The organism is Reichenbachiella versicolor (assembly GCF_003171675.1).
In the GTDB taxonomy this organism is placed as follows: Bacteria; Bacteroidota; Bacteroidia; order Cytophagales; family Cyclobacteriaceae; genus Reichenbachiella; species Reichenbachiella versicolor.
In genome coordinates this window covers 356,241-381,572 of the sequence record NZ_QFZQ01000002.1, presented here as the reverse complement: position 1 = coordinate 381,572, position 25,332 = coordinate 356,241, and the positions used below count along the sequence as shown (strand labels likewise).

The window sequence follows — 25,332 nt, the reverse complement described above, 5'->3', positions numbered from 1 at the left end:
TAGATAACTAAAACTTGGCATTTGAAGCCCCAATATTTGGAGAGCCTTTTTTTAAATCAATTGGGTTACCATAAAAATCAACAGTAGGATAAGAAGGTATGTTTTTAAATACACCTCTTCCAGCTCCTGGTACAGGAGGTCCTAATATGGTAATACCATTATTAATTGCGTCACTATCTTTAGTGAGATTGTATGCTGATTCGAGCTTTCCTTTTCCTGTGAATTTTGAAACGCCATGTATCGGATTTTGATCATACTTTATCCATTCAGGGTTAACATCTCCTTCATAGAGATTATTCGTCAGAGTAAAAGGTGTTCCGTTGTTATTGATTTTGTTTTGTAGATATCCCATTTTAGCTCCATTAGTAGAGGAGAATATATTGTTGTAGATGAACATGTTTTTCGCGTCAATGTTGAAAGTGGTTTCAAATTCATAATCCATCACCACAGTATTATTATAAACATATACACCATCGCTCAACATCAAACCAGCTTGTTTAGGCTTTGTCCATCTATCAGAGTAGATATAGATTGTACAACTGCTTGATTTCCATGTTGATACTCCTTTACTATATCTATATCCACTGTTAATACTGACATTGAAACGATAAACAGCATTTTTATTATTGGCTAGAATTTCCACGAATCCGCCTATGCAATCTATCATATAGTTGTATTGTACAAACGTGTTTTTGTTGTGCTTATCTATATGTATTCCATAGGAGTCTAGATATCCGTTTGCACTAATGACAGTATTGTATTGCATGATCGTATTAACAGCATTATAGTTCCAGATAGAACTACCACGACCTGGCATTCTTTGGTCTATGTCTGAGCCTGGGTGATCAAAGAGGTTGTTTTCAATCAAACAGTTGTATGTAGCGTTGGGTAAAACACCTGATCCGCCAAGATAAATGAACTCATTGTCATGAATGTGAATATTCATATTTCGATTAATTGAGTCATTTCCGATACCAGCAGCCCCTCCACCATGTTTGAGTTGGATGCCTAATCTTTGAAGGTCTGTGAAATAGCAATTTCGAATTTCTACTCCGTCGATATTTTTCTCCTTGCCAGCAATTTTGTTTCTAGTAGAGGTGAATCTAATACCTGAAACTTGAATTTTGTCAAAATCTTCTCTCTTCAATGTAGGAGTGGATGCGTATACATTACAGATTTTAAGGTTCTGGAATAAGAAATTTCGCATTACTTTATTGCTACTATTATGAATGGAAATTCCAAATGCATCCATGTCTCTTACTCCTTTCCTTGAAACAAGCCGCTCATTTTGGACTTCTAAACCATCTAGAACAATATTGTCTACATTTTGAATTCTAATAGCTTCTGCATGGTCCCCGCCGCCAGCCTCTCCAACTTGTCCTGATAGAATAGGCTTTTCACCCTTGCCATAGGAAGTTATCACAACTGGTTTTCCTTCCTTTCCAGAACCATTGATTTTATAATGTCCTTTGAAGGTGTCTCCACTTTTGAAAAGAACTGTGTCTCCTGGATATAGAACAGTTGAGCTTATTTTATTTAAGCTTTTAAATGGTGCGGCTATTGTTCCCTGGTTGGAATCTTTCCCTATACTGCTACTTATATAGTAGTTGGTGGCAATAGCTGGTGATGTAGCTAGTATAAACATTAAGGCCACTCCCAACTTTAAGTTCCATTGCTTTTTCATTCTTAACTCTATACTAAAGTTGATGTTTATTCTACTATTAGCTTTGCGGTGTTAGTGCTATTGTTTTGAACAACATTTATTAAATAAATACCAGGTTCAAGACCAACTGTATTAATTCTGCTTCCTTGATCAGAAAAAATAAGACTACCTGAAATCGTTGATACAGAGAAATTCATTGGTTTGTTTTTTGATGTCAATACTACTGTCTGACCAGACTTGACAGGATTAGGGGTAATGTTTATGTTTTGGAAGGTATTGACCCCTAAACCTTCTCCATCTGTGACAGGTGTTTCGGGAAGAGGTAGTATTTCTATTGGTTTTTCAGAAGTTTCTACTTGAAGTATGACTGAGCTTATTTTACCTCCTGTGTCAGGAAAGCTAATTTCTACTACATTATCCGATTCACCGTTTAAAGTGTTAATTGGTAAAGGGATTTCTAAAAGTCCGAAAAACTGTGATCTATTAGGCTGTTCTGGTCCTCTTATAATATCAGAAGGTAGAGTTATTTTAGTTCCGTTGACCAAGATTTCTGGTTCTAAAGATCTACCATGTTCACGGCCAACACCTAGTCTTAATGTAGCAGTACCAGTACCTTCGCCTATATCTATAGCACCGAATGAAAATGAGTTGGAAGAATTTGATGTGATTTCTTTCAAGTATTCGGTGGTGTAGTGCTTTTTGCTTGTGATTTTATTTTTAAAAGCTATGGGGGCTTTAAAATTGTATGTTATTACTGCAGTCTCTCCGTAGACTAGAGTTATTTTTTCTGGAGCTGCCTCTACTGAGGAAGTGGTGAGTATTGGAGTTTGATCTACAGGTACTTGAAGCTTTTTGATGTCAACATTTTGTAAACCTTCATCATCTATTAAGTCTAAAGTAAGTTCTTGGGTATTATCGCCTAGGTTATTTAGCATAACAAATAATTTGTTTTCACTGACAAATGCTTGTGACTGTATGTCGATGTTTTCACTATTGATTCTTACTCTATCACCTTTGAGATCTTTCATCATTTCGTAAAAATATCTTCGCTCAGAAAGAACGATATTGTTTTTAGAATCTCTTGTCCATAAAGAAGCTTTGGCATACTGATATGTAACATCGTCTCCTCTGTTCGTATTAAAAGGAATAGCCATCTCAAAACTACTTTGACGTTCCATGAAATTCATCACTAGATGTAGTTGAGATCTAACTGCTTGAGCATTAGTCTCGGGGGCATAGTTGGATATTCCCGCATTCGCCACCCATCCTGGTTGATTTGGAACTAAGCGTCCATATTCAGTGACTGCTATTGGTTTGACTATTCCAAGTTTTTTAAAGCTATAAGCTTCTATAATATCTAAAATTGCTTCTGAATTAGATCCAGACCTTCTTCCACCCGAGTTGTTTAGGCCTTTACCATCATATAGGTGAATTGAGAAGACATCCATTTCTTCTCCTGCGATATCAATAAATTTTTTGTATCGATTATTCCAAAGTTGGAAATTCCCAGATTCAAATTCTGGATAAGCAGATGCATATCCAGTTACTTCAATATTTGACAATTCAGGAGTATTATGAATTGCTTCGCCAACGTATTTATGATAGTTGCATATTTCAGTTATTATCATGTTACTCTTTTCAGCATTAGACCCTGGGTAGAAATCTTTTGCATGCACCATGGGTTCATTCATGGGTTCAAAATATTTACCAATATTTTCCCATTCACTTTTGAGAGATTTAGCTACATAAGAAGCTAGGTCTTTACTGTAATCGGTAATGTCAATAGTCGTATAGTCTACACTATTATCCCAAAATAAGTCACTTGGTCTGCCTCCTGTTACATACCATTGATCAACATTTCTAACACCTGAAAACTTGTTGGATACTGTAGGCATTGTATTACTTTTTACCTTACTGGCAGGGTTAGTCAGACTTCTGCCGCCTATGTAGTTAGGGTGAAAATTGTATTCACTTTTAAGAGAGGTGAATTTTGGATCTTCTCCTCTGATGGTCAAATAAGCATGAATATATTTAGTACGATCTAGCTCTGATACATTGTCAATAAATCGCTGTGTCTTATGATCTATGAGAATCTTGTTTTGAGCGAAACTAGACTTAGTATAGATTAGTAGAAAGGTGGCGAAAATTGTTTTGATAGTGTAGTTAATAGTCATTGTTGTAATAATTGAAGTAGTAAGATCTCAGTAAATAAGGTTGGTGTGTTTTACTTATTCATGTAGTTATGGATTTAAGGTTTAGGTGTGTATTGAACCTCCTAGAGACTTCTCAAGGAGGTCTAATTGTGAATTATTCAACAAGTTTCCAAGAACGAACCCAATCATAGTAAGTCGTTCTATCTTTTTGAGACATGTTCATTCCTCCATCGTCAGGAACAGGGTTCCAATTGTAAGTTTCTACTACCATTCTCAGGTGCATTGGAATGTTGAAGTTAGCTTTAGGTTCGACTTTTGATTGAAATTTTCCATCAAGAAAGAATAGAACTTCTTTCTCGTTTTTCCACCATACTGCATAGATATGGTAGTCGTCAGATCCCATTCCATTCAGTGGAGCTTTAGCACCAATAGTACCTTTTGGTACATCACACCCTTCTGGTATGCCTCTACTATGAGTATTTGAATTCATGTGATTAGTCATCTTCTGAGCAAAAGCCTTGTTAGTATTTAATTGTCCAACACATTCTTGAATATCTAATTCTGTGGTTCTTTTGTCACAACCTTGAGTTTCGCGCCTATCGTTGATCAACCAAAATGTCGATGACATGAAAGTTTTGTTTGCTTTCATTCGACATTCATAATACCCATAAGTCATGCCCTGAGTAGAACCAACATAACCGCCACCATGAGTGAAAGTTTGATTTTTCTTAGTTACTGGTTTAGACAATTTCGTACTTACAATTTTTAAGTTCCCTTGACCTACCGAAATGTTTTCAGGTACAAATAATCCAGGCGTTCTACCTATCCAAGGTTGACCAGAGATCTGCCATTTTTGTTCATCTATTTTTTTTTCATTAAACTCATCCGACATGCCTTTAACCAGTTTCCATTTTTTGCCATCAGGTTTTGGATCTTGTCCCTTCTCAAAGAACGGTGTTTTTTGAGCAAAAGAACTACTGATTGAGAGTGCGAACAGCAGGACGAGTAGATATTTCATATAATTCATTTTTTGGGATTCTTATTATTAAAATTGAATTACAAAGATTTATAGATCTACATGTATGGAGTGGATCAATAACTTTTAGAATAGGGGGGCATCTTGGATATGGCTAAAGGTTGAAGGGGGGATTTAGGATAAAAAAATGAAACTCAACAAGTATTTATCAGAATGGGTGTGTTATTGCTTCTTAAGTATAATGAATTCGTTTAAAGAATAACATTTATAGAAGTTATCCGTTTTCTTATGGCCTGGTCTAAGCAGAAAATCTAGATTGGTTGAATTCTAACTGAATTTTTCTATTTTTGTAAAAAATAGCACAAAGACATTCGAAGAAACGGTTTCAGAGATGAGACCGTTCTTTTTTATTTATAGATATACATATTAATTGATTATGGCAGTATCATATTATACTGAAGAAGGGCTACAGAAGCTTAAGGACGAGTTAAGAGAGCTACAGACTAAAGGACGGGCAGATATAGCTAAACAAATAGCTGAAGCACGAGATAAAGGTGATTTGAGTGAAAATGCAGAATACGATGCAGCGAAAGATGCACAAGGGCTGCTAGAGTTGAAAATAGCTAAGCTTGAAAAAGTAGTAGGAGATGCAAGAGTGATGGACGCTTCTCAGATTGACTTGAGTAAGGTATCTATCTTGACTACTGTGAAGATAAAGAATGTGAAGACTGGTATGGAAGTGAAATATACTTTGGTAGCTGAATCTGAGTCAAACCTTAAGGAAGGTAAAATTTCAGTGGAATCTCCGATAGGTAAGGGTTTACTAGGGACTAAGCTTGGAGAAAAAGCTATAGTAAAAGCTCCAGCGGGCGAAATTGAGTTTGAAGTTCTTGACATTAGCTTGTAATCCTTACTTGACAGATAATGGCTAGCATTTTTACTAGAATAATAAACCGTGAGATTCTGGCTCATATAATTGCTGAGAACGAAGAGTTTATCTGTTTTCTGGATATCGCACCTCTTTCCAAAGGGCACTGCTTAGTTATCCCCAAAAAAGAAGTGGATTATATTTTCGATTTAGATGATGAGACATTGATTGGTCTCAATTTATTTGCAAAAAAAATAGCTATTGGATTGAAAAAGGTAGTTCCTTGCCAGCGAATTGGAACAACTGTTATTGGTACAGAAGTACCTCATGCACATATACATTTAATTCCAATGAATTCAATGGCAGATATGAATTTTGCTAATCCAAAACTGTCTTTTGAACAAGAGGAATTAGCAAGTTTAGCCAAGGAAATAGGAGAGTCGATTAAACTGTAAGACCAAGATGGTCAATATTCAAAAAATCCATACCTATACAGGGCATAAAGATGCCGTTTATACTTTAGAGCAAGGGCTTGAAGATCATACTTTTTTCTCTTCGGGAGGGGACGGTATGATCATTGAATGGGATTTAAATAATCATGAAAATGGCCGTTTAATAGCCAAGGTCCCTACTTCGGTTTATGCTCTTCACCTATTGAAACAAAGAAACACTTTGATAGTAGGTCAAAACTACGAAGGAATTCATTTGGTTGATTTGAAAGATAGATCTGAGGTAGGCTCTGTAAAATTGTCTGATGCTGCCATTTTTGATATTAAGGTATATGAAAATTTGATATTTGTAGCTGGAGGGAAGGGAGAATTAAGTGTACTTGATCTGAATTCATTAGAGGTGTTAAAAAGGTCTTCAATTGCGGATAGTAATCTTAGATCAATTTATTTTACTCAAAGTGGAAAGTGCTTAATTGGAGCCAGTGAAGGTCAAATTATCCAGATTGATATTGCAACTTTAAAAATTGACCTTGAGATTAAAGCTCATGAAACGTCGGTTTTTGCTTTGGCTCAACATTCTGACGTTCCGTTTCTTTTGAGTGGGGGACGAGATGCACGACTTAAATACTGGGGTGTAGATACTTTAAAGTTAGAAGAGTCTATTAACGCCCATATGTATGCAATCAATGATATAGTCTTTAAACAGGATGGTAAAAATTTTGCAACGGCTAGTATGGATAAGACCATTAAAATTTGGGATTATGAAAAACGTAAGCTCATTAAGGTAATAGATAAAGCTCGTCATGGAGGGCATCTTACTTCCGTAAATAAGCTTGTTTGGACAAAGTTTAATGACTACTTGCTATCATGCAGCGATGATCGCTCAATTAGTGTCTGGAAAATAGAGTCAAATTAAGCCATAGATATGCTAGTGTCAATTTTAAACTTTGGTAACTAGATGGAAATAAATACATAAAACGTTTATCTAGGTTAAATAATGTTTATTATTGCAATGTAAACCGCCCCAAAGTATATAAACTACCATTATTTACGTTATTATAAGAGTAAATTGGTAAAGTATTTGCGTCTTAATATGACGTACTAATATTTGGGATATGAAAATTACACCTCTAGAAATCCGTCAGAAGTCCTTCGAAAAGGCATTTCGTGGAATCAACAAAGAAGAAGTCAATGCATTTTTATTGTCACTATCTCATGAATGGGAAAGGATGCTTGATGAAAATAAAGATTTAAAGGGTACTATTTCTAAGCTCGAGCAAGAGGTTCAAAAGCTCCGTGAAGTTGAAAGTACACTGTTTAGGACGCTTAAAACAGCTGAAGAAACAGGTGCTAGTGTTGTTGAACAAGCTAATAAGACGGCAGAACTTCACATGAAGGAGACTCAAATTAATGTCGATGCAATGGTTAATGACGCTAAAAATCAAGCTAGAGCAATTATCGATAAAGCTGAATCCCAAGCGAAAGAAGTCATTGAGGAGATGAATAATGAGGTCAAGGGACTAGAAGAGGATTATAGAATCATAGAGAATCAGCGGGATAACGTAATATCTCAGCTGAAAATGCTTTCAGGGGATGTGATGAATAAGGTTGAGAAAATCAAATACCAAGAATCCAACGGCATAGAAGTGCATTTGAAAAAGGTAAAGCAAATGCTCAGAGATACTACTGAGAAGGTAGAAAACAAAGCAGAGGAAATTGATTTTGATAAGTTAGAGACTCCTCAAATTCATATCCCGAAAGCTGAATCTAATCAGAAGTTAAGTTCGGAGAAGAAAAATGTATCTGCTACATCACAATCTAAACCAGTTCAATCCACACAGTCGGAGATGAGTTTTTCGAGAGAAGATAGTGCTAAAGTGAAGAAGAATATGATTTCCGAAAGTCACCCTATTTCGAGGAACCCGGCACCACATCCAAGTAGAATAGCTCCGAAGATCTCTGAGGGTGATAGTTCATTTTTTGATTCATTAGAAGATTAATAAATGCTAGTAAAGCTTGAAGGGCTTGACTTTTTTGCTCACCATGGGGTGTACGAAGAAGAACGTGAGATAGGGAATAAGTATACAGTTTCAGTAGAGTTAGAAATAAGTGATGAAGCGGATTATATGTCTGATCAATTGATTAATACAATTGATTATGAGGAGGTCTATCAGCTAGTAAAACGAGTGATGGATGAACCTCGTAAACTTCTTGAAACGCTAGCTGTTGACATCAATCAGAGGTCATTAAAAAAGTTCATTTTAGCTAAATCAATTAAGACTACTGTAAGTAAGCATAACCCACCTATTAAGGGAGTTTGTCATAAAGCCACCATTGTTCATGCGATGAGTAGATCTTAGCTTGTTAGCCTCTCTGGTTTATTAAAGACAAAACCTCTAGATTGATCATCCTCATGAAAATCTACTTCTAAACCTATTAGATACATGACATGTTTTTTATCTACAATGATTGGAATGCTGTTTCTTGAGTAAGAGATATCCTCTTCGTTCGGTTGATCAAAACCAATGACGTAACCCATACCTCCACAACCTCCACCTTTCATACCAATACGAAGGCAGTAATCAGTTGGGATTCCTTTGTTATCCATGATATTACGGACTTCTTTAAGAGCTTTGTCTGTGATTTCTACCGGTTCTATATTCATAGGGTGCAAAACTAGAGATATATTCTAATTTTGGGAGTTCTTAAAATTGGCCTTCAACAATAAAACAATCATAAAACTATATTTACTGTCTGATTAAGCCACTTAGACTTAATGCCTAAGTAGCCTGAAAAGCTAAAAACCTTTAACAATAAAGCTAATTTCAGAAAGAAATGGTCATTACAACGATTTGGAGTAATCGTTGTAATAATTAAAGCGAAAAGTCCTTATTTTCTTTCACCTGAGCTAGCCCTATTGATGTACTTCTGTAGCTCACCTTCCTCTTTACTTATATTTTTAGCATGCGGGTCTTGCCAAAGTGCTTTAACAGTGCCTTTAGTCCAATCTTCGTATAAGGATTTTAATTCGTTTAGTTTTTGAGGCATTTCACTAGATAGGTCATTTTGTTCATATGGGTCGTTTTTCATATCAAACAGAAAGAATTTCTGTTTGAATCCAGACATTACCATTTTATAATCTCCTTTTCTTACAGCGTAACCTGCTCCATCTGAATATCTCCAAAAGAGAACATCATGAAGGACTCCTTTAGATTCTCCGTTTAAATAAGGAAGCATATTTGTACCGTCGAGTTGTTTTTGCTTTTTATCCTTAACTCCACTAGCAGATAGGATAGTAGGGAAGATGTCTAGAGCGGAAATTACTTCATGATAATCTCTACCACCTTTTATTTGATCAGGCCAAGAAACACAAAATGGTACCCTAATTCCACCTTCAAAAAGCATACCTTTATGTCCTCTGAAAGGTAAGTTTCTGGATCCATTTTTAGGAGCCCCGCCATTATCACTATAAAAGAATATTAGAGTATTGTCGTATTCTCCAGTCTCTTTTAATTTATCTATCACTTGACCAATGCCAGTATCCATGGCTGAAACCATTGCAGCATAGACATTCCTATCACCATATTCGATATAATCTACTTTGCTCAAATGTTCACGCGTAGCATGCATTGGGCCATGAGGGGCATTATAGGCCAAATACATAAAGAAAGGTTCATCTTCTTTACTATACTGATCGATATAGTTAACAGCCTCTCTTGAAAAATCATCTGTTAGATAACTGATTTCATCTAAAGGCACCGGAATGCCATTTCTCATGACTCCGTAAATAGGCATGTCTTTTTTCGGTTTTCCCCAGTAACTCATACCACCACCCCAGAATCCATACCAGTCATCAAACCCACGTTGGTTTGGCCAGAATTTAATAGAATCACCAAGATGCCATTTCCCGATAGCACATGTTTTATATCCGTTTTTTTGAAGTACTTCTGATATTAATTTTTCTGATACTGGCAATCCATCTTCAGGACCAGCATCATGATAAGGTAAGTTGTTTTCATGGCCAAACCTTTGCTGATATCTACCGGACAAAAGACCAGCTCTACTTGGGCTACAATATGGATGACTCGCATAACCTTGTGTGAATCTTACCCCATTTTGTGCAAGGGCATCTAGATTGGGGGTTGGAATCTCCTTACAACCATTGAAACCCACATCAGACCAGCCCTGATCATCTGATAGAATGATTAATATATTTGGTTTTTCCCTATTTTTAGTGAATGCTGATAGGGAAGCAATAAGAGATAGTCCAATTATTATTTTCTTCATTAGGCTAAATTATGTCTTGTGCTAGATAGAAAGGAGGAGTATTTTTATCGGAAAAGAGAGGTGATATTGAAATAGAATAAATGAGGAGTAAATCCCCTCATTTATTCTACTAATAAAACTGCTTATTGGACATTTACTGTAATCACATTACTAGTTACATTATGACCTATAGCTTTTATCTTGATTTCTCCTAGGTCTGAAGCTTTAATGATTGCTGCCGCTCTTCCTTTATGTGTAGCGACAGAATTTTGGTAATGAGGCTCAATATTCATTTCCCAACCGTTGTCAACAGCTATGAGCTTGCCAGCTCCTGAAACCTCGAATTCTATCTTCGTACTCAAGTCGTTAATTAGGTTGCCATTTTCGTCATAAAATTGAGCATAAACGTAACTCATATCGTATCCATTATTTTTTATAGAATTACGATCTGTGGTAAGTTCAATTTTGGCTGGCGCTGAATTAGAGGCTAGTTTGTATTCATCTACAACTTTACCGTTATTATATCCTTTTACTATTAATTCTCCTTTTGAGAATGGTACCAACCATTTCAATATATTGTCTGTTTCTATTACTTCAGTTCTTGATTTTTTACCTAATGATTTACCATTTAGGAAAAGTTCAGCTTCTTCACAGTTAGTGTATACTTGTACCACGATTTCTTGTCCATTATCGAAGTTCCAGTTTTCCTCTATTGCTCTATACCATTCCCATAATCTAAGGTTAGCCCAAAAAGGCTTTGGATATTTTTGAATATTGAATTGCCATTGATTGTTGGTAAATACAAACTCTGACGTATCAGCAGGGGTGGTTACCATATAGACTTTTGGGTCTTCTTTCCATAAACACTCGAAGAAGTGTCCACGTGGAGTTTTGATTCCAGCAAAATCAAAATAAGAAAGGTCAAGTCCTTTTCTAGGCCAAGGCCCTGCTTCACCTAAGTATGCAAATCCTGTCCATGCAAACATGCCTGCTACAAAGTCTCTATCATTTACAGCTTTCCATTCGCTGTATGCTCCCCAATTTTCAGATCCTAAAATTTTTAGGTCTGGATAGGTTTGATGAGCGATATCATAACTTTCAGCTCTGTAGTTGAATCCTAAAATGTCAACGGATTTCCCGTAGCCGCTTACCATACTAATTGGAGGTCTTACACTTCCACATGTTACGGCTCTAGTAGTATCCTCTTCTCTCACCCAATTTGATAATACTTGTGCTATTATAGCGAGAGAATCTGATTTTCCATTTAGTAGTTCTTCATACTTTGGTCTAATAATTTCTGGATCGTAAATAGGAACCTTTCCATATTCGATTTTAGGATTGACTGCGCTATATGTTTTAGAGTAAATAGGGAATGTCCATTCAATTTCATTTCCTATGCTCCACATGATAACTGAAGGATGGTTGAAATCTCGTTTGATCAAATCTTTTAAATCTCTCTCTGACCATTTTAGAAATTGCTCACTATATCCTTTAGCTTCAGGTATGTTTTTGCCTTTGTTATCCCCGATGTAAACAATAGACTTTGCCTTAGGTCTATGCCATTCATCAAAGAATTCATCCATAACAAGTATTCCTAGTTCATCACATACTTCCATCAATTCTGTAGAGTGAGGGTTATGAGACATTCTGATGGCATTGACACCAATAGACTTTAACTTGTTCACTCTCGATTTCCAGATGGGTTTGGTAGCAGCTGCCCCTAGAGCCCCTGCATCATGGTGAAGATTTACACCTTTTAGCTTTACTTGTTCTCCATTTAATATAAGTCCTTTATCTGAGGTGAAATTGATACTTCTGATACCAAAAGTTTGACTGAGATTGTCTACTACTTTGTTGTCATTTTTGATACTAATATTTGCTTGATAGAGATTGGGAGATTTAGTGTCCCAAAGCTTTGGGTTATCTATAATTACTTCAGTTATGATTCGTCCATCTAAAATTTCGGAATCAACGGATTTTATTGAGTTGCCATTTGAATCTTTAATTTCAATTGTAGAGGAAGAATTGGTGTTTGAGTTAACTACTTCAATATTAAAAGCCACAGTAGCTTGTTCAGGCTTTACAATAGGTGTTGTAATTCTCGTTCCCCAAACCGGAATATGGGTTGGGTTTACTTTTACTAATCGTACATTTCGATAAATGCCAGATCCAGTATACCATCTTTGATCTACATATGCTGAATGGTCCACTTTGACTTTGATTTCGTTTGATCCACCATAGTTTAGGTGCTCAGATAAATCATAAGCGAAACTAATATAGCCGTTTGGACGAAAACCAAGTTTTTTACCATTGATCCAGACGGTGGAATTATTATAGATACCATCAAATTCTACCCAGATCTTTCTGCCTTCATCAGATTTAGGGATTTCGAACTTCTTTTTGTACCATCCTATACCTGCCGGAACAAAGCCTGTACTAGCAGCCGTGTTTTCTTTTTGGTAGGATAAAAGAATACTCCAATCATGTGGTACTTGAACAGTTTTCCATTTTTCAATATTCTCAGACTCTTCTTCACCTAGATAAAACAACCAATCAAAGTTGAAGTCAATTGTTTCACGTTCCTTATTTGAATTTTGGCAGGAAAGAAAAGTAGCGGTTAATAAAAGTAGTATTGAGAGTTGTCTCATGTTAATTCAATCATCATTTATTATTAAATACAATGATCATCATTTTGTATAAATAGGGTATTACCTTTTTTGATTCAATACTATGTGATTTTGTCACTCCAAAAGCTTGGTGCAAGTAGTAAGTGGTAAAATACATAATGAGACTTCCTGAAATGCTAGATTCTGATACTTAAAATTTTTAGTGTAAAGAGAGTTTTAAAAGTAACTATAGATTCTAATAACCAATAAATCACTTATCGTATATTCATGTTAGGGGGTGTATAGAATGGTAAATCTCCGTTTGTTCTCTGTTTGATACTTCTTTATAGGTATTTATTGAATATGGTTAGTTCACTTTCTGAAGAGGTAATATGGACCTATTTAATGTTAAGCATGTGTAATTAGTTATATTATGTTATGAATACTTTTAAAGGAAAGATTAATTATGAAAAAGAGATGAGAAAGTTGCAATTGGAGCTTGTTCATCTTCAAGAATGGGTAAAAACTAGAGGTCTTAAAGTGGTTATATTGTTCGAAGGCCGTGACGCTTCGGGTAAAGGAGGGGTTATTAAGCGAATAACAGAGCCATTGAACCCTAGGGTTTGTAAAGTTGTAGCACTTGGAGTTCCTACAGAACGTGAAAAAACTCAGTGGTATTTTCAGCGATATGTTTCTCACCTTCCAGCCGCAGGCGAAATAGTATTGTTTGATAGAAGTTGGTATAACAGAGCAGGAGTGGAAAAAGTAATGGGTTTTTGTACGGAGCAAGAATATGACGAATTTTTAAGGTCATGTCCAGAGTTTGAAAGTATGCTGGTAAGGTCTGGTATCATTTTATTGAAATATTGGTTTTCTGTAAGTGATGAAGAACAGGAGAAACGTTTTAATGCTCGCATAGAGAATCCTGCCAAAAGATGGAAGTTTAGTACGATGGATTTGGAGTCGAGAGCTAAGTGGTTAGAATACTCCAAAGCAAAAGACAATATGTTTGCTCATACGGACAGTAAACAGGTTCCATGGTACGTTGTTGATGCTGATGATAAGAAAAAAGCTAGGTTAAATTGTATCAGTCATATTTTAAGTGAGATACCGTACAAACCTATGAATCTAGGTGTGATAAAATTGCCTCCTTTATCAAAAGATACAAAATACCTAAGACCACCTTTAGGTTATCAAACCTTTGTGCCGAAAAAATACTAGCATAGAAAGACGTAAGCTCTTTCTAAAATTGGTTGTTTTATTAATGATTGTCGGTGTTCATTAGGTATTCAATTGCAGAATCATTTAACTGAGATTGAATATGGCTAGGGCAAGCCAGTAAAACATCCGTTTGAAAAATTTCACTTAGCTCAATGAATCCTAATTCAGGATAATTATGGTTTTTTTGAACGCTTGAAGGGACAATCGATATCCCTAATCCGTTTCGAACGAGTTGAATTATAGAGTTAATGTTGTTGGATTCATGTACCACATTAGGTATAAATCCATAGTGTGAGCATATTTCAATCAGAGAATCATAATATCTAGGAGCATAGTCCTTGTTGAAGAAGACAAATACTTCGTTGGCTAGATTGCTCAAGTCAGATGACTTCGATATTTTACTAATATTCTTGTTGTAGACCAAAGAATATCTGTCTTTGAACAAAAGTCGAGTATCAATTTTTGTTGAAACTACGGGGGCTCTAAGGATTCCAAGATCAAGCTTACCATCTTCAAGTGCTTCGATTTGTTTTACAGTTGATACTTCGTAAAGTTTTATGGTTAGGAAGGGAAATTGATGAGTTAGATATTGTATCAATTTGGATATGATTTCAGAAAAAGTGGAGCTTATATAGGCTATTCGATATTCGCCGCTTACATTATCAGATATTTTACGAGCTTTCAATGAAGCTGCTTCTAGGTTACGGACTATTGCCTGAGCTTCTTTTTGAAAATATTTACCCGCCTCTGTTAGCTCTACTCTTTTATTGCTTCTAGAAAATAGCTCAGCGCCTATTTCTTTTTCTAACTCTTTTATTTGACGACTGAGAGGTGGTTGAGAGATGTATAATTTTTCTGCTGCTTTAGTGAAGTTTAATTCTTCAGCAACAGTAAGAAAGTATTTCAAATGCCTAATTTCCATTGATACTTTTAAAGTATTGATAATTGACTAATTAAGTCTTTTTATGTCATGATTCAAATTTTTATCTTTGTAAAGTGTTTGATTACACATGAAGTGATAAAGTGCTTTTACATACTGCCATAGTATTTGAAACACTACGCTTTATAATTGTACGATGGGATCTGTGTCCCATATTTTAAAAGAAGAAAAAAAGAAAAGTTCATCGATATGGGTAAGACTTTGTTTGATAAAGTTTGGGATGCTCACGTAGTAAGGAGCATTGAAGATGGACCAGATGTTGTATTTATAGACAGACATATGGTTCATGAAGTAACTTCTCCAGTTGCATTTAGAGGGTTGAAAAGTAGAGGGTTGAAAGTAATGCACCCTGAAAAGACGTTCGCAACGGCGGACCACAATACACCTACAATTAATCAGCATCTTCCTGTTGAAGATCCACTTTCAGCTGGACAGTTGAAAGCTCTGGAGGAAAATGCAGCTGAGTATGGTATCTCTCACTGGGGGTTAGGACACGAAAAGAATGGAATTGTACATGTTGTTGGACCTGAGTATGGCATTACTCAGCCAGGGGTGACTATGGTGTGTGGCGACTCTCATACGTCTACTCATGGTGCTTTTGGTGCGATAGCATTTGGAATCGGAACTTCTGAGGTGGAGATGGTTCTTTCTTCTCAATGTATTATGCAGCCTAAGCCTAAGAAGATGAGAATTAACGTAAATGGAGATCTTCAAAAAGGTGTTTCGCCTAAAGATGTTGCGTTATATATTATTTCTAAATTAACTACTTCTGGTGCTACTGGATATTTCGTAGAGTATGCGGGTGATGTATTCAGAAATATGACGATGGAAGGTAGAATGACCGTTTGTAATCTATCCATAGAGATGGGAGCAAGAGGTGGTATGATTGCTCCGGATGAAAAGACATTTGAATACATCAAAGGGAGAGAGAAGACACCAATAGGAGCTGATTGGGACAAAGCTATGTCTTATTGGGAGACACTTTATACAGATGAAGATGCTACTTTCGATGAGGAGTTGAACTTTGAAGCTTCTGATATTGAACCAATGATTACTTATGGTACTAACCCAGGTATGGGGATTGGTATTTCTAAGTCTATTCCTAATGCTACTGATGTAGAAGGAGGCGTTGAAACTTATAAGAAATCTTTAGGTTATATGGACTTCAATGAGGGCGAAGATATGATAGGTAAGAAAATTGACTATGTCTTTATCGGTTCTTGTACAAATGGTAGAATTGAAGATTTTAGAGCTTTTGCAGACATTGTTAAAGGTAAGAAGAAAGCAGATCATGTTACTGCTTGGTTAGTACCAGGATCGCATAAAGTAGAAGATGCAATCAAAGAAGAAGGTCTTTTAGATATTTTCACAGAGGCTGGTTTTGAATTGAGAGAGCCTGGATGTTCGGCATGTCTTGCAATGAATGATGATAAAATTCCAGCTGGTAAATTGGCAGTAAGTACTTCCAATAGAAACTTCGAAGGTCGTCAAGGTCCTGGTTCAAGAACACTATTAGCAAGTCCTCTTGTTGCGGCAGCATCCGCTGTTAATGGAGTTGTTACTGACCCTAGAGAATTCTTGTCTTAATTAACTCATAGTTCTAATTATTGATTCTAAGAGCAAAAGGTGAATAACCATAAGCCTTAGCTATAAATGCAATTAAAATGGCATACGATAAATTTGAAATACTAACAAGTACTGCAGTTCCTCTTCCAATTGAGAACGTAGATACTGACCAAATAATTCCTGCTCGCTTCTTGAAGGCAACGGAAAGAAAAGGGTTTGGAGATAACTTATTTAGAGATTGGAGATACAACAGCGACGACTCTCCAAAGTCTGAGTTTGTATTGAATAACCCAACATACTCTGGCAAAATTCTTGTGGGTGGAAAGAATTTCGGTTCTGGCTCATCTAGAGAGCATGCTGCTTGGGCAGTTTATGATTACGGTTTCAGATGTGTGATTTCTTCGTTCTTTGCAGATATTTTTAAGAATAACTGTTTGAATATCGGTGTTCTTCCTGTACAGGTGAGCACTGAATTTGCAGATAAGATTTTTAAAGCCATAGAATCTGACGCTAATACAGAAATTGAAGTTAATCTTCCTGAGCAAACTGTTACTCTCAAAGCGACAGGCGAGTCTGAAAGCTTTGCCATCAATTCGTACAAAAAAGGTAACATGTTGAATGGTTTTGATGATATTGATTATCTGCAAAATATAAAAGGAGAGATTTCTGAGTTTGCAAAGAATCTTCCTTTATAAGTCAAAAAGACTGTAGTTAAAAAATAACTACACCTAGATATTGGCGCAGATCTTTTATGGTCTGTGCCACTTTTATATTTAATAAAGAACGAATACCGAATCTTTAGTCAATCGACTGCAGACCGGCCTATTGACCAATTGATATGTCTAGATACGTAGAAATAATGGATACCACTCTAAGAGACGGTGAGCAGACGTCAGGAGTGTCTTATTCAGAAGGAGAGAAATTGAGATTAGCTCAAGTTCTATTGGATGAGCTGAAGGTGGATCGTATCGAAGTAGCTTCGGCAAGAGTTTCAGATGGTGAGTTTAAATCAGCAAAAAAAATATTGGATTGGGCCAATGAAAAAGGCTATGGTCATGCTGTAGAAATTCTTGGTTTTGTAGATGGTGATATTTCACTCCAATGGATCAAAGACGTGGGGGGACATGTAATCAACCTACTTTGCAAAGGCTCAAAGAAGCACTGTGAGAAGCAGCTAAAAAAAACTTTACAAGAACACCTTGAAGATATTGGTAATACAGTGTCTATTGCCAATAAAATGGATATAGATGTGAATGTTTATTTAGAAGATTGGTCTAATGGAATGATCGATTCTCCTGGCTACGTCAAAGAGATGACTGCTGCGCTTTCCAAAATGAAAGTCAATAGAATTATGCTTCCTGATACATTAGGTATGCTGAATCATAAACAAACCACGGAGTATTGTACTTTCATGACTTCAAACTTTCCAGATATGAAGTTTGACTTTCATGCTCATAACGATTATGATCTTTCTGTAGCCAATGTTTACTCTTCATTAGAGTGTGGTTTCAGTGGAGTACATACCACTTTAAATGGGTTGGGAGAGCGAGCAGGTAATGTTCCACTATCAAGTGTAGTTGGAGTGATTAGTGATCATCTTGGACTTGAAATGGGAATGAATGAAAGCAAGTTGTACAAAGCTTGTAAGTTAGCTGAGTCTTTTTCAGGGATTAGAATTTCACCTAATATGCCATTGATAGGTGAGTTTGTTTTTACTCAAACTAGTGGGATACATGCCGATGGAGATAATAAGGATAATCTTTATCATAATAGCATTAGACCAGAGCGTTTTGGCCGAACATATTCTTATGCTTTAGGCAAAATGTCAGGTAAAGCATCTATTAAGAAGAATCTTGACGATTTAGGAATTGAATTATCCATTGAGGATACTAAGAAAGTTACGGCTAAAGTGATTGAATTAGGGGATAAGAAGCAGTCAATTTCGAAGGAAGATCTTCCATTTATCGTTAAAGATGTCTTGGGAACCAAGGTGGCTGACCCGACTATTAAAATTAAAAATTACTCCCTGTCAGTAGCGCAAGGCTTGAGATCTATGGCTACTCTTCAAATTGAAATAAATGGAAAAGACTATGAAAAAACTGCATCAGGAGATGGTCAATACGATGCTTTCATGAATTGTCTAAATTTAATATATCAAGAGTCAGATAGAGATTTGCCAAGACTCGTTGATTATGAAGTTCAGATTCCTCCAGGAGGAGAGCCAGATGCTTTGGTGATTACTACGATCACTTGGCAAAGAGCTCATGAAATAGGAGAGCCATTCAAAACCAAAGGCCTAGATTCAGACCAAACAGTCGCTGCGATTAAAGCGACTATCAAAATGTTGAACATAATCGAAAATAATATTTAACTATTAAGACATGGAAGCCTGAAAAAATAGACTTCTAATCTTGAATATTGAACCTTGAATTTTAAACATTATAACTAATGGATTTCAAAATAGGCGTATTAGCTGGTGATGGTATAGGACCAGAGATCGTAGAGCAAGCGATTAAAGTAATGGATGCTGTAGGGAATAAATTTGGGCACAAATTTAACTACACAGAAGCACTTGTTGGTGCTATTGCAATAGACGAAACGGGTAATCCATATCCAGACGAAACGCACGAAGTGTGTATGCAATCCGATGCCGTACTTTTCGGTGCAATAGGTGATCCTAAGTATGACAACAACCCTGCTGCTAAAGTAAGACCTGAGCAGGGGCTTTTGGGCATGAGAAAGAAGCTTGGACTTTATGCTAATATTAGACCCGTAGCTACTTTTCCTTCATTAATGGATAAATCACCTCTGAGAAAAGATATTGTTCAAGATGTTGACTTAGTAGTTATTCGAGAGTTAACAGGAGGGATTTATTTCGGAGCTAGAGGAAGATCCGAAGACCAAACTGCCGCTTTCGATACATGTTACTACACTACTGAAGAAGTAGAAAGAATTTTGAAATTAGCTTATGTATATGCTGGTAAGAGAAACAAGAAAGTTACGGTAGTAGACAAGGCTAACGTTTTAGCTTCTTCAAGACTTTGGAGAGAAGTAGCTCAGCGAGTAGAAAAAGAATATACTGATATTGAAACTGATTATATGCTGGTTGATAATGCAGCTATGCAGTTGATTCAATGGCCTAAGAAGTTTGATGTAATGGTGACTGAGAATATGTTCGGTGACATTCTTTCTGATGAAGCATCTGTTATCACTGGTTCTATGGGATTACTTCCTTCTGCATCTATTGGCAAAGAAACTTCTGTATTCGAACCTATTCACGGTTCTTACCCACAAGCTGCTGGACAAGATATTGCTAATCCTTTAGCAACTGTTCTTTCAGCTGCGATGTTGTTGGAGTCTTTGGATCTTCTAGAGGAAGCTCAGGCAGTAAAGGATGTAGTCAACAAATCTATTGAAGAAGGGTATGTGACGGTAGATATTGCTGGTGAGAGTGAGTCTTGCAAAACCTCTCAAGTAGGAGATTGGTTAGCAGCCAATTTATAATCTCTGAAAACCATCTTAGAAATTAAAAAATGCGAGTCTTTTGACTTGCATTTTTTGCTAAACGCCATTTACTCAATGTAATTTTAAAAACTAGAATCAGTTAAATTAAAATTATCTTATTTAAGAAGAACTGAAATTTTTAGATGAATATGAGTTTAATGAGCTAGGTATTTTTTTCGCTCAACTGACTTGATGTAGAGCATGTTTTCATCGAAAATGTACACTGAGTCGCTAGCAATTACTCGATAATCAGCAGGTCCGTCAACAGGAGCATATTTAGTTAAATATTGTAAATGATTTTCATCTACCTTCTCTTGCATATGCATGATATGTTCTAGTGGGACGAAAAGTAAAATCTCTTCTGAAAAGTATTTATACCTTTTTTCTGTAACAGAACCTCCAGGGCTAAAAACAATCATTTCGAGGCCTCCGAGAGCTTTGATGTCAGTACCTTCTCTGATAAATTCTACTATGAAGTTATTATTCTCATCCATTGAGTAGAAGTTGAAACGAATGGCATCAAGATCCATTTTTGCTATTTCATCATTTAATGAAGTTTTAATTGGATCTGGTAAGTCTCCATAATTAATTTGGGTCATGCTATCCAGATGTTGTGCGGTAGCCACTCCATTGCAGAGAAGTATTAAGAAAACTATAAAATATCTCAAACTTTTTTATTTGAAACTGGTTGAACTAAAGTTAATTCTAAAGGTCAAATATTGGCTGTATAAGGTACGGCACAAATATATCCATTTTGGAGTTTGAATTATGTTTAAAACGTAATTCAGATTCCCATTAAATATGAAAGGTTTAGTCATTGACTACCATTTGCAAATGAATGTATGGCATACAAGGATTTAACCTCTTGTATAAAGGAGAACTAGTTTGATAAAGATCAGAGTGTCTATTAGAATAATTTCCTTCCAGTATCAGAATAACTTCTAACTTTGCCGCCTCATTAGGGAATTTCCCAAAATAAAACAGACATGACAGAATTAAATACAGAAGATCAAAAGTTCAGCTATGGTATCGGACAAAGTGTTGGAACTAACTTCAAGCAGGAGGGATTTAGCGAAGTATTGGACTTAGATGCTTTTCTTACCGGATTAACAGATGCTTTTGCAGGGCAAATGGCAATACCTGCCGAAGAAATTAATGCAATAATCCAAAATAAGCTTAGTTCACTCAAAGAAGGTGCTCATAAGGGTGTGAAGGAAGCAGGAGAGACTTTCTTAGCTAAAAACTCTGAAAGAAAAGAAGTTACTGTTTTGCCTTCAGGTCTTCAGTATGAAATTATAGAGTCTGGAGATGCTTCTCAAGCTAAACCAACTCTTGCGAGCCAAGTTACAACTCACTATACAGGAACATTAATTGACGGTACTGTGTTTGACAGTTCGGTTCAAAGAGGACAACCAGCTACTTTTCCAGTGAATGGTGTAATTGCAGGATGGACTGAGGCTCTTCAGTTAATGGTTCCGGGTGATAAGTGGAAACTATACATTCCCTTCAATTTAGCATATGGAGAGAGAGGAGCAGGAGGTGATATCAAACCGTTTGCCGCTTTGATTTTTGATATAGAACTTATTTCAATCGGTTAAATTCTGGTTGAAAACGAAAGAAACTTAAACGTCTTTGATGCTTTCCATCAAAGACGTTTTGTTAGACCAGCATATTGTCTTCTACTGAGACTATTGAAGTATTCTCTTCTGTAATCTTGTTTATCTTTAGTTTGATTGTTTTATTGACTAAAGTGTCGTCAGCAGGGAGTTCTACTTTAAGGTAATTTTCTGTAAAACCAAACATCTTACTACCCTTAATATCATGTTCCATCAACGCGGTATGAATAGTGCCTAGTTGAGATTCATAAAAGGCTCTTTTCTTTTTTTCTGATAGAATTCGAAGCATTTTTGATCTTTCTTGTCTAATTTTTGTAGGTACAGGACTTTCCATTTCTATTGCTTTTGTATTTGGGCGTTCGCTGTAGGTAAATACATGTAAATACGAAATATCTAGTTCGTTAAGGAAGTTATATGTTTCCAGAAACTCTTTATCGCCTTCACCTGGAAATCCTACAATGACATCTACACCGATGCAAGCATCTGGCATATTTTCTTTGATTTTACTTACTCTCTCTACGTAGAGTTCAGTTAAATACCGACGGTTCATTAATTTCAAAACCGTATTTGATCCTGATTGAAGAGGGATATGAAAATGAGGGACAAATCGCTTACTTGATGCTACAAATTCTATTATTTGATTGCTTAAAAGATTTGGCTCTATTGAAGAAATTCTGTATCTATCTATTCCTTCTACCTCATCAAGTTGTTTTATGAGGTTCAAGAAATTTTCCTTCCTTCGTCCATTTTGAATGCCGAAATCTCCAATATTCACACCTGTCAACACTATCTCTTTTACCTCGCTAGAAGCAATTTCAAGTGCAGATTTGATGATGTTTTCTATACTATCACTGCGACTTTTTCCCCTAGCTAGAGGGATAGTACAAAACGAACACCCGTAGTTACAGCCATCTTGTACCTTGAGAAACGTCCTAGTGCGATCAGCAAAAGAATATGCATTGTTGAATTCAGTAGCATTTGAAATTTCTGATGCACAGACAATTGTTTCTTTTTGTTTTTCGAAGTTTTGAAGGTGTTCCATTAGCTTGAATTTTTCAGCTGCTCCGAGTACAGCATCAACACCTGGTATTTCAGAGATTTCCTTTGGTTTTAATTGAGCAAAACAACCTATGATAACTACAAAACTTTCAGGAGATATTTTCTTAGCATTTTTGACTATCTGTCGGCACTTTTTATCTGCATTTTCGGTTACGGAACATGTGTTGATTACGAAAATATCAGGAGTGTTTTCAAACTCAACTTTCTGATACCCTTGTTCCACAAAGAGTCTAGAAATCGTAGATGTTTCTGAAAAATTGAGTTTGCAACCAAGTGTATAAAATGCGACCTTTTTCATATTAACCGATTAGTCTGCAAAGCTAGGTATTTTCTCAATTAAGAAATTGTGATGTAGGTGTCTGTTTCATGCATTGCTTATACCTTTGGTTAAATTTATCATGATTTAAAAATCAAAAGCATATGGCAAAACCACTAATACTAGTCTCTAACGATGATGGAATTACTTCATCTGGAATCAAAAAACTTGTAGAATTAATGTCTCAGATAGGCGAAGTAGTAGTAGTTGCTCCAGATAGTCCACAATCGGGTATGGGACATGCTATTACTGTAGGTGATACTTTGAGGCTAGTCAAGGTTGATATTTTTGATGATGTAGTGGCATACAAGTGCTCAGGAACTCCTGCTGATTGTATCAAATTAGCTAAGCACGAAGTGTTAAAAGGAAGGAAAGTTGATTTGGTAGTTAGCGGAATTAATCATGGGTCTAACACAAGTATTAGCGTTTTGTATTCTGGTACTATGTCTGCGGCCATAGAAGGGGCTATTGAAGGTGGTCCAGCGATTGGTTTTTCATTGTGTGATTGGAGTCCTGATGCTGATTTATCTCATGTAGATGAGTATATTTTGAAGATCGCTTCTGAAACTTTGAAAAATGGTTTGCCAAAAGGGATAGCGCTAAATGTTAATTTTCCTCCAGTTCAAAATGAAAAGCTAAAAGGGGTTAAGGTCTGTCGTCAAGCGAACGCTAGATGGGAGGAAGACTTTGAAAAGAGAAAAGATCCACACGGTCGTGACTACTATTGGATGTTTGGCAATTTTATTAATCATGATAAGGGAGAAGATAATGATGAGTGGGCTATTGCCAATAATTATGTTTCTGTAGTGCCATGTATATTTGATTTGACAGGTCATCATGCTATCAGTTATTTAAATGAGGAGTGGGATCTTTAGATTTTTAAAATAGACTTTTAGAAAAGATGTGCTTTCAAAAAAAACAAAAGCCTACTCTTTTAAATTTAAATAAGATGCTGTTGTTTTGCGCTCCGATTTTTAAAATAATTAATAATGAAAAATTACGAGACAGTATTCATTTTGACTCCCGTTTTGTCTGATGATCAGATGAAGGATGCTGCAAGTAAGTTTAAAAAGGTATTGACTGAAGGTGGTGCTAAAATCATCAACGAGGAAAGTTGGGGCCTGAAAAAGCTTGCTTATCCGATTCAACACAAGAAAACTGGTTTTTACCACTTGGTTGAGTTCGAAGCAGAACCTACTTTGATTGACACTCTTGAGACTGAGTATAGAAGAGACGAGAAAGTAATGAGATTTTTGACAACCGCTCTTGATAAGCATGCTATAGCTTATAATGAGAAAAGAAGAAGCGGAGCTTTCAATAAGAAAAAAGAAGAGGAGGTAGCATCATGACATTAATCAACGAACCAGTAAACAGATCTGACAGACAAAATAAGTACTGTAGATTTAAGAAAAACGGTATTAAGTATATCGATTATAAAGATCCTAACTTCCTATTGAAGTTTGTAAATGAGCAAGGTAAAATTTTACCTAGAAGACTTACAGGTACTAGTCAGAAGTTTCAAAGAAAAGTAACTCAGGCAGTGAAGAGAGCAAGACATATTGCTTTATTACCATACGTAACTGATTCACTTAAATAATTCAAGGACATGGAAGTAATATTAAAAGAAGATATTAAGGGCCTTGGATACAAAAACGATACAGTTGATGTAAAGCCAGGGTATGGTAGAAACTTTTTGATTCCTCAGGGATTTGCAATCATTGCTAGTCCATCTAACAAAAAGATGATCGCTGAGAATATCAAGCAAGCTTCTCATAAAGCTGAGAAAATCAAACAAGACGCTCAAGATATTGCTAATAAATTAGTGGACTTGACTGTTGAGATCAAGACTAAGGCTGGAGAAAGTGGTAAGATTTTTGGTGCTGTTACGGCACTTCAGGTATCTGATGCTTTAGCTAATAAAGGTATTACTATTGATAGAAAGAAAATTTCTTTTGGTTCTATCAAAAATATCGGTGAGTACGATGTTCAAGCTGATCTTCATAAAGAAGTAAAGCAAGACTTTAAAATAAGTGTTGTAGCTGAATAAGTAGTACACTATTTAGAATATTAAAAGGGTTTGATTCGTTATGGAATTAAACCCTTTTTTGTTGCTTAGGATTAAGGTAGAT

General features: G+C 36.0%; 24 protein-coding genes. 15 read left to right on the top strand and 9 right to left on the bottom strand.

Annotated elements, in window-relative coordinates; all coding sequences use genetic code 11:
* Nucleotides 1-7 precede the first annotated feature (7 nt).
* The 3 genes from DKG80_RS06575 to DKG80_RS06565 all read right to left on the bottom strand — a co-directional run bounded on the left by DKG80_RS06575 (nt 8) and on the right by DKG80_RS06565 (nt 4,834).
* Nucleotides 8-1,684: a right-handed parallel beta-helix repeat-containing protein gene (locus DKG80_RS06575; RefSeq protein WP_109830523.1), complete on the bottom strand. Its 1,677-nt coding sequence runs from the start codon at nt 1,682-1,684 to the stop codon at nt 8-10.
* A 26-nt stretch (nt 1,685-1,710) separates the two neighbouring features.
* Complete coding sequence (locus DKG80_RS06570; RefSeq protein WP_109830522.1) at nt 1,711-3,837, bottom strand: T9SS type A sorting domain-containing protein; 2,127 nt, start codon at nt 3,835-3,837, stop codon at nt 1,711-1,713.
* A gap of 133 nt (nt 3,838-3,970) precedes the next feature.
* Complete coding sequence (locus DKG80_RS06565) at nt 3,971-4,834, bottom strand: family 16 glycosylhydrolase (protein ID WP_221409060.1); 864 nt, start codon at nt 4,832-4,834, stop codon at nt 3,971-3,973.
* A gap of 394 nt (nt 4,835-5,228) precedes the next feature.
* Here DKG80_RS06565 and greA point away from each other — a divergent pair, with 394 nt between their 5' ends.
* From greA to folB, 5 genes are all read left to right on the top strand, one after another.
* Nucleotides 5,229-5,699 (top strand): transcription elongation factor GreA, encoded by a 471-nt coding sequence (greA, locus tag DKG80_RS06560; protein ID WP_394342223.1) that lies wholly within the window; start codon nt 5,229-5,231, stop codon nt 5,697-5,699.
* 17 nt (nt 5,700-5,716) lie between these two features.
* A complete protein-coding gene (locus tag DKG80_RS06555) occupies nt 5,717-6,115 on the top strand; it encodes an HIT family protein (protein WP_109830520.1) in 399 nt (132 codons plus the stop codon).
* 7 nt (nt 6,116-6,122) lie between these two features.
* The gene (locus DKG80_RS06550; RefSeq protein WP_109830519.1) at nt 6,123-7,025 is read left to right on the top strand and encodes a WD40 repeat domain-containing protein; all 903 of its coding nucleotides are present in this window, start codon (nt 6,123-6,125) and stop codon (nt 7,023-7,025) included.
* A gap of 199 nt (nt 7,026-7,224) precedes the next feature.
* Complete coding sequence (locus DKG80_RS06545; protein WP_109830518.1) at nt 7,225-8,109, top strand: DivIVA domain-containing protein; 885 nt, start codon at nt 7,225-7,227, stop codon at nt 8,107-8,109.
* 3 nt (nt 8,110-8,112) lie between these two features.
* The gene (gene folB / locus DKG80_RS06540; RefSeq protein WP_109830517.1) at nt 8,113-8,469 is read left to right on the top strand and encodes a dihydroneopterin aldolase; all 357 of its coding nucleotides are present in this window, start codon (nt 8,113-8,115) and stop codon (nt 8,467-8,469) included.
* Here folB and DKG80_RS06535 read toward each other — a convergent pair.
* From DKG80_RS06535 to DKG80_RS06525, 3 genes are all read right to left on the bottom strand, one after another.
* The gene (locus tag DKG80_RS06535; RefSeq protein WP_109830516.1) at nt 8,466-8,774 is read right to left on the bottom strand and encodes a HesB/IscA family protein; all 309 of its coding nucleotides are present in this window, start codon (nt 8,772-8,774) and stop codon (nt 8,466-8,468) included. The genes folB and DKG80_RS06535 overlap by 4 nt on opposite strands.
* Before the next feature lie 224 nt (nt 8,775-8,998).
* Nucleotides 8,999-10,396: a sulfatase family protein gene (locus DKG80_RS06530; protein WP_109830515.1), complete on the bottom strand. Its 1,398-nt coding sequence runs from the start codon at nt 10,394-10,396 to the stop codon at nt 8,999-9,001.
* A gap of 122 nt (nt 10,397-10,518) precedes the next feature.
* A complete protein-coding gene (locus DKG80_RS06525; protein ID WP_109830514.1) occupies nt 10,519-13,023 on the bottom strand; it encodes a sugar-binding domain-containing protein in 2,505 nt (834 codons plus the stop codon).
* Nucleotides 13,024-13,419: 396 nt separating this feature from the next.
* On the opposite strand from DKG80_RS06525, the gene ppk2 reads away from it, so the two are divergent.
* The gene (gene ppk2 / locus DKG80_RS06520; RefSeq protein ID WP_109830513.1) at nt 13,420-14,202 is read left to right on the top strand and encodes a polyphosphate kinase 2; all 783 of its coding nucleotides are present in this window, start codon (nt 13,420-13,422) and stop codon (nt 14,200-14,202) included.
* A gap of 40 nt (nt 14,203-14,242) precedes the next feature.
* Here the strand turns inward: ppk2 and DKG80_RS06515 are convergent, their stop codons facing one another.
* Complete coding sequence (locus DKG80_RS06515) at nt 14,243-15,145, bottom strand: LysR family transcriptional regulator (protein WP_262509895.1); 903 nt, start codon at nt 15,143-15,145, stop codon at nt 14,243-14,245.
* A gap of 186 nt (nt 15,146-15,331) precedes the next feature.
* Here DKG80_RS06515 and leuC point away from each other — a divergent pair, with 186 nt between their 5' ends.
* The 4 genes from leuC (at nt 15,332) to leuB (ending at nt 20,212) form a co-directional block, all read left to right on the top strand.
* Nucleotides 15,332-16,729 (top strand): 3-isopropylmalate dehydratase large subunit, encoded by a 1,398-nt coding sequence (gene leuC, locus DKG80_RS06510; RefSeq protein ID WP_109830848.1) that lies wholly within the window; start codon nt 15,332-15,334, stop codon nt 16,727-16,729.
* 77 nt (nt 16,730-16,806) lie between these two features.
* The gene (gene leuD / locus DKG80_RS06505; RefSeq protein ID WP_109830511.1) at nt 16,807-17,403 is read left to right on the top strand and encodes a 3-isopropylmalate dehydratase small subunit; all 597 of its coding nucleotides are present in this window, start codon (nt 16,807-16,809) and stop codon (nt 17,401-17,403) included.
* Between the two features lie 143 nt (nt 17,404-17,546).
* Entirely contained in the window at nt 17,547-19,079 is a 1,533-nt protein-coding gene (locus DKG80_RS06500; protein ID WP_245906970.1) for an alpha-isopropylmalate synthase regulatory domain-containing protein, read from the top strand.
* A 77-nt stretch (nt 19,080-19,156) separates the two neighbouring features.
* On the top strand, nt 19,157-20,212 hold the full coding sequence (gene leuB, locus DKG80_RS06495) for a 3-isopropylmalate dehydrogenase (protein ID WP_109830509.1): 1,056 nt from the start codon (nt 19,157-19,159) through the stop codon (nt 20,210-20,212).
* A 155-nt stretch (nt 20,213-20,367) separates the two neighbouring features.
* Here leuB and DKG80_RS06490 read toward each other — a convergent pair whose 3' ends face one another.
* Nucleotides 20,368-20,880 carry a hypothetical protein gene (locus tag DKG80_RS06490; protein ID WP_162555720.1) on the bottom strand — a complete coding sequence of 171 codons (513 nt, stop codon included), beginning with the start codon at nt 20,878-20,880 and terminating at the stop codon, nt 20,368-20,370.
* Between the two features lie 318 nt (nt 20,881-21,198).
* Between DKG80_RS06490 and DKG80_RS06485 the strand changes: the two genes are divergently transcribed.
* Nucleotides 21,199-21,810, top strand: a complete 612-nt coding sequence (locus DKG80_RS06485; RefSeq protein WP_109830507.1) for an FKBP-type peptidyl-prolyl cis-trans isomerase — start codon at nt 21,199-21,201, stop codon at nt 21,808-21,810.
* Between the two features lie 61 nt (nt 21,811-21,871).
* Here DKG80_RS06485 and mtaB read toward each other — a convergent pair whose 3' ends face one another.
* Nucleotides 21,872-23,185, bottom strand: a complete 1,314-nt coding sequence (gene mtaB, locus DKG80_RS06480) for a tRNA (N(6)-L-threonylcarbamoyladenosine(37)-C(2))-methylthiotransferase MtaB (RefSeq protein ID WP_109830506.1) — start codon at nt 23,183-23,185, stop codon at nt 21,872-21,874.
* A 122-nt stretch (nt 23,186-23,307) separates the two neighbouring features.
* On the opposite strand from mtaB, the gene surE reads away from it, so the two are divergent.
* From surE to rplI, 4 genes are all read left to right on the top strand, one after another.
* Nucleotides 23,308-24,078, top strand: a complete 771-nt coding sequence (gene surE / locus DKG80_RS06475) for a 5'/3'-nucleotidase SurE (RefSeq protein WP_109830505.1) — start codon at nt 23,308-23,310, stop codon at nt 24,076-24,078.
* Between the two features lie 114 nt (nt 24,079-24,192).
* The gene (gene rpsF / locus DKG80_RS06470) at nt 24,193-24,552 is read left to right on the top strand and encodes a 30S ribosomal protein S6 (RefSeq protein WP_109830504.1); all 360 of its coding nucleotides are present in this window, start codon (nt 24,193-24,195) and stop codon (nt 24,550-24,552) included.
* Complete coding sequence (rpsR, locus tag DKG80_RS06465; RefSeq protein WP_109830503.1) at nt 24,549-24,800, top strand: 30S ribosomal protein S18; 252 nt, start codon at nt 24,549-24,551, stop codon at nt 24,798-24,800. The genes rpsF and rpsR overlap by 4 nt, the downstream gene beginning before the upstream one ends.
* A 9-nt stretch (nt 24,801-24,809) precedes the next feature.
* Nucleotides 24,810-25,250: a 50S ribosomal protein L9 gene (gene rplI / locus DKG80_RS06460; protein ID WP_109830502.1), complete on the top strand. Its 441-nt coding sequence runs from the start codon at nt 24,810-24,812 to the stop codon at nt 25,248-25,250.
* The last annotated feature ends 82 nt before the right edge of the window (nt 25,251-25,332 follow it).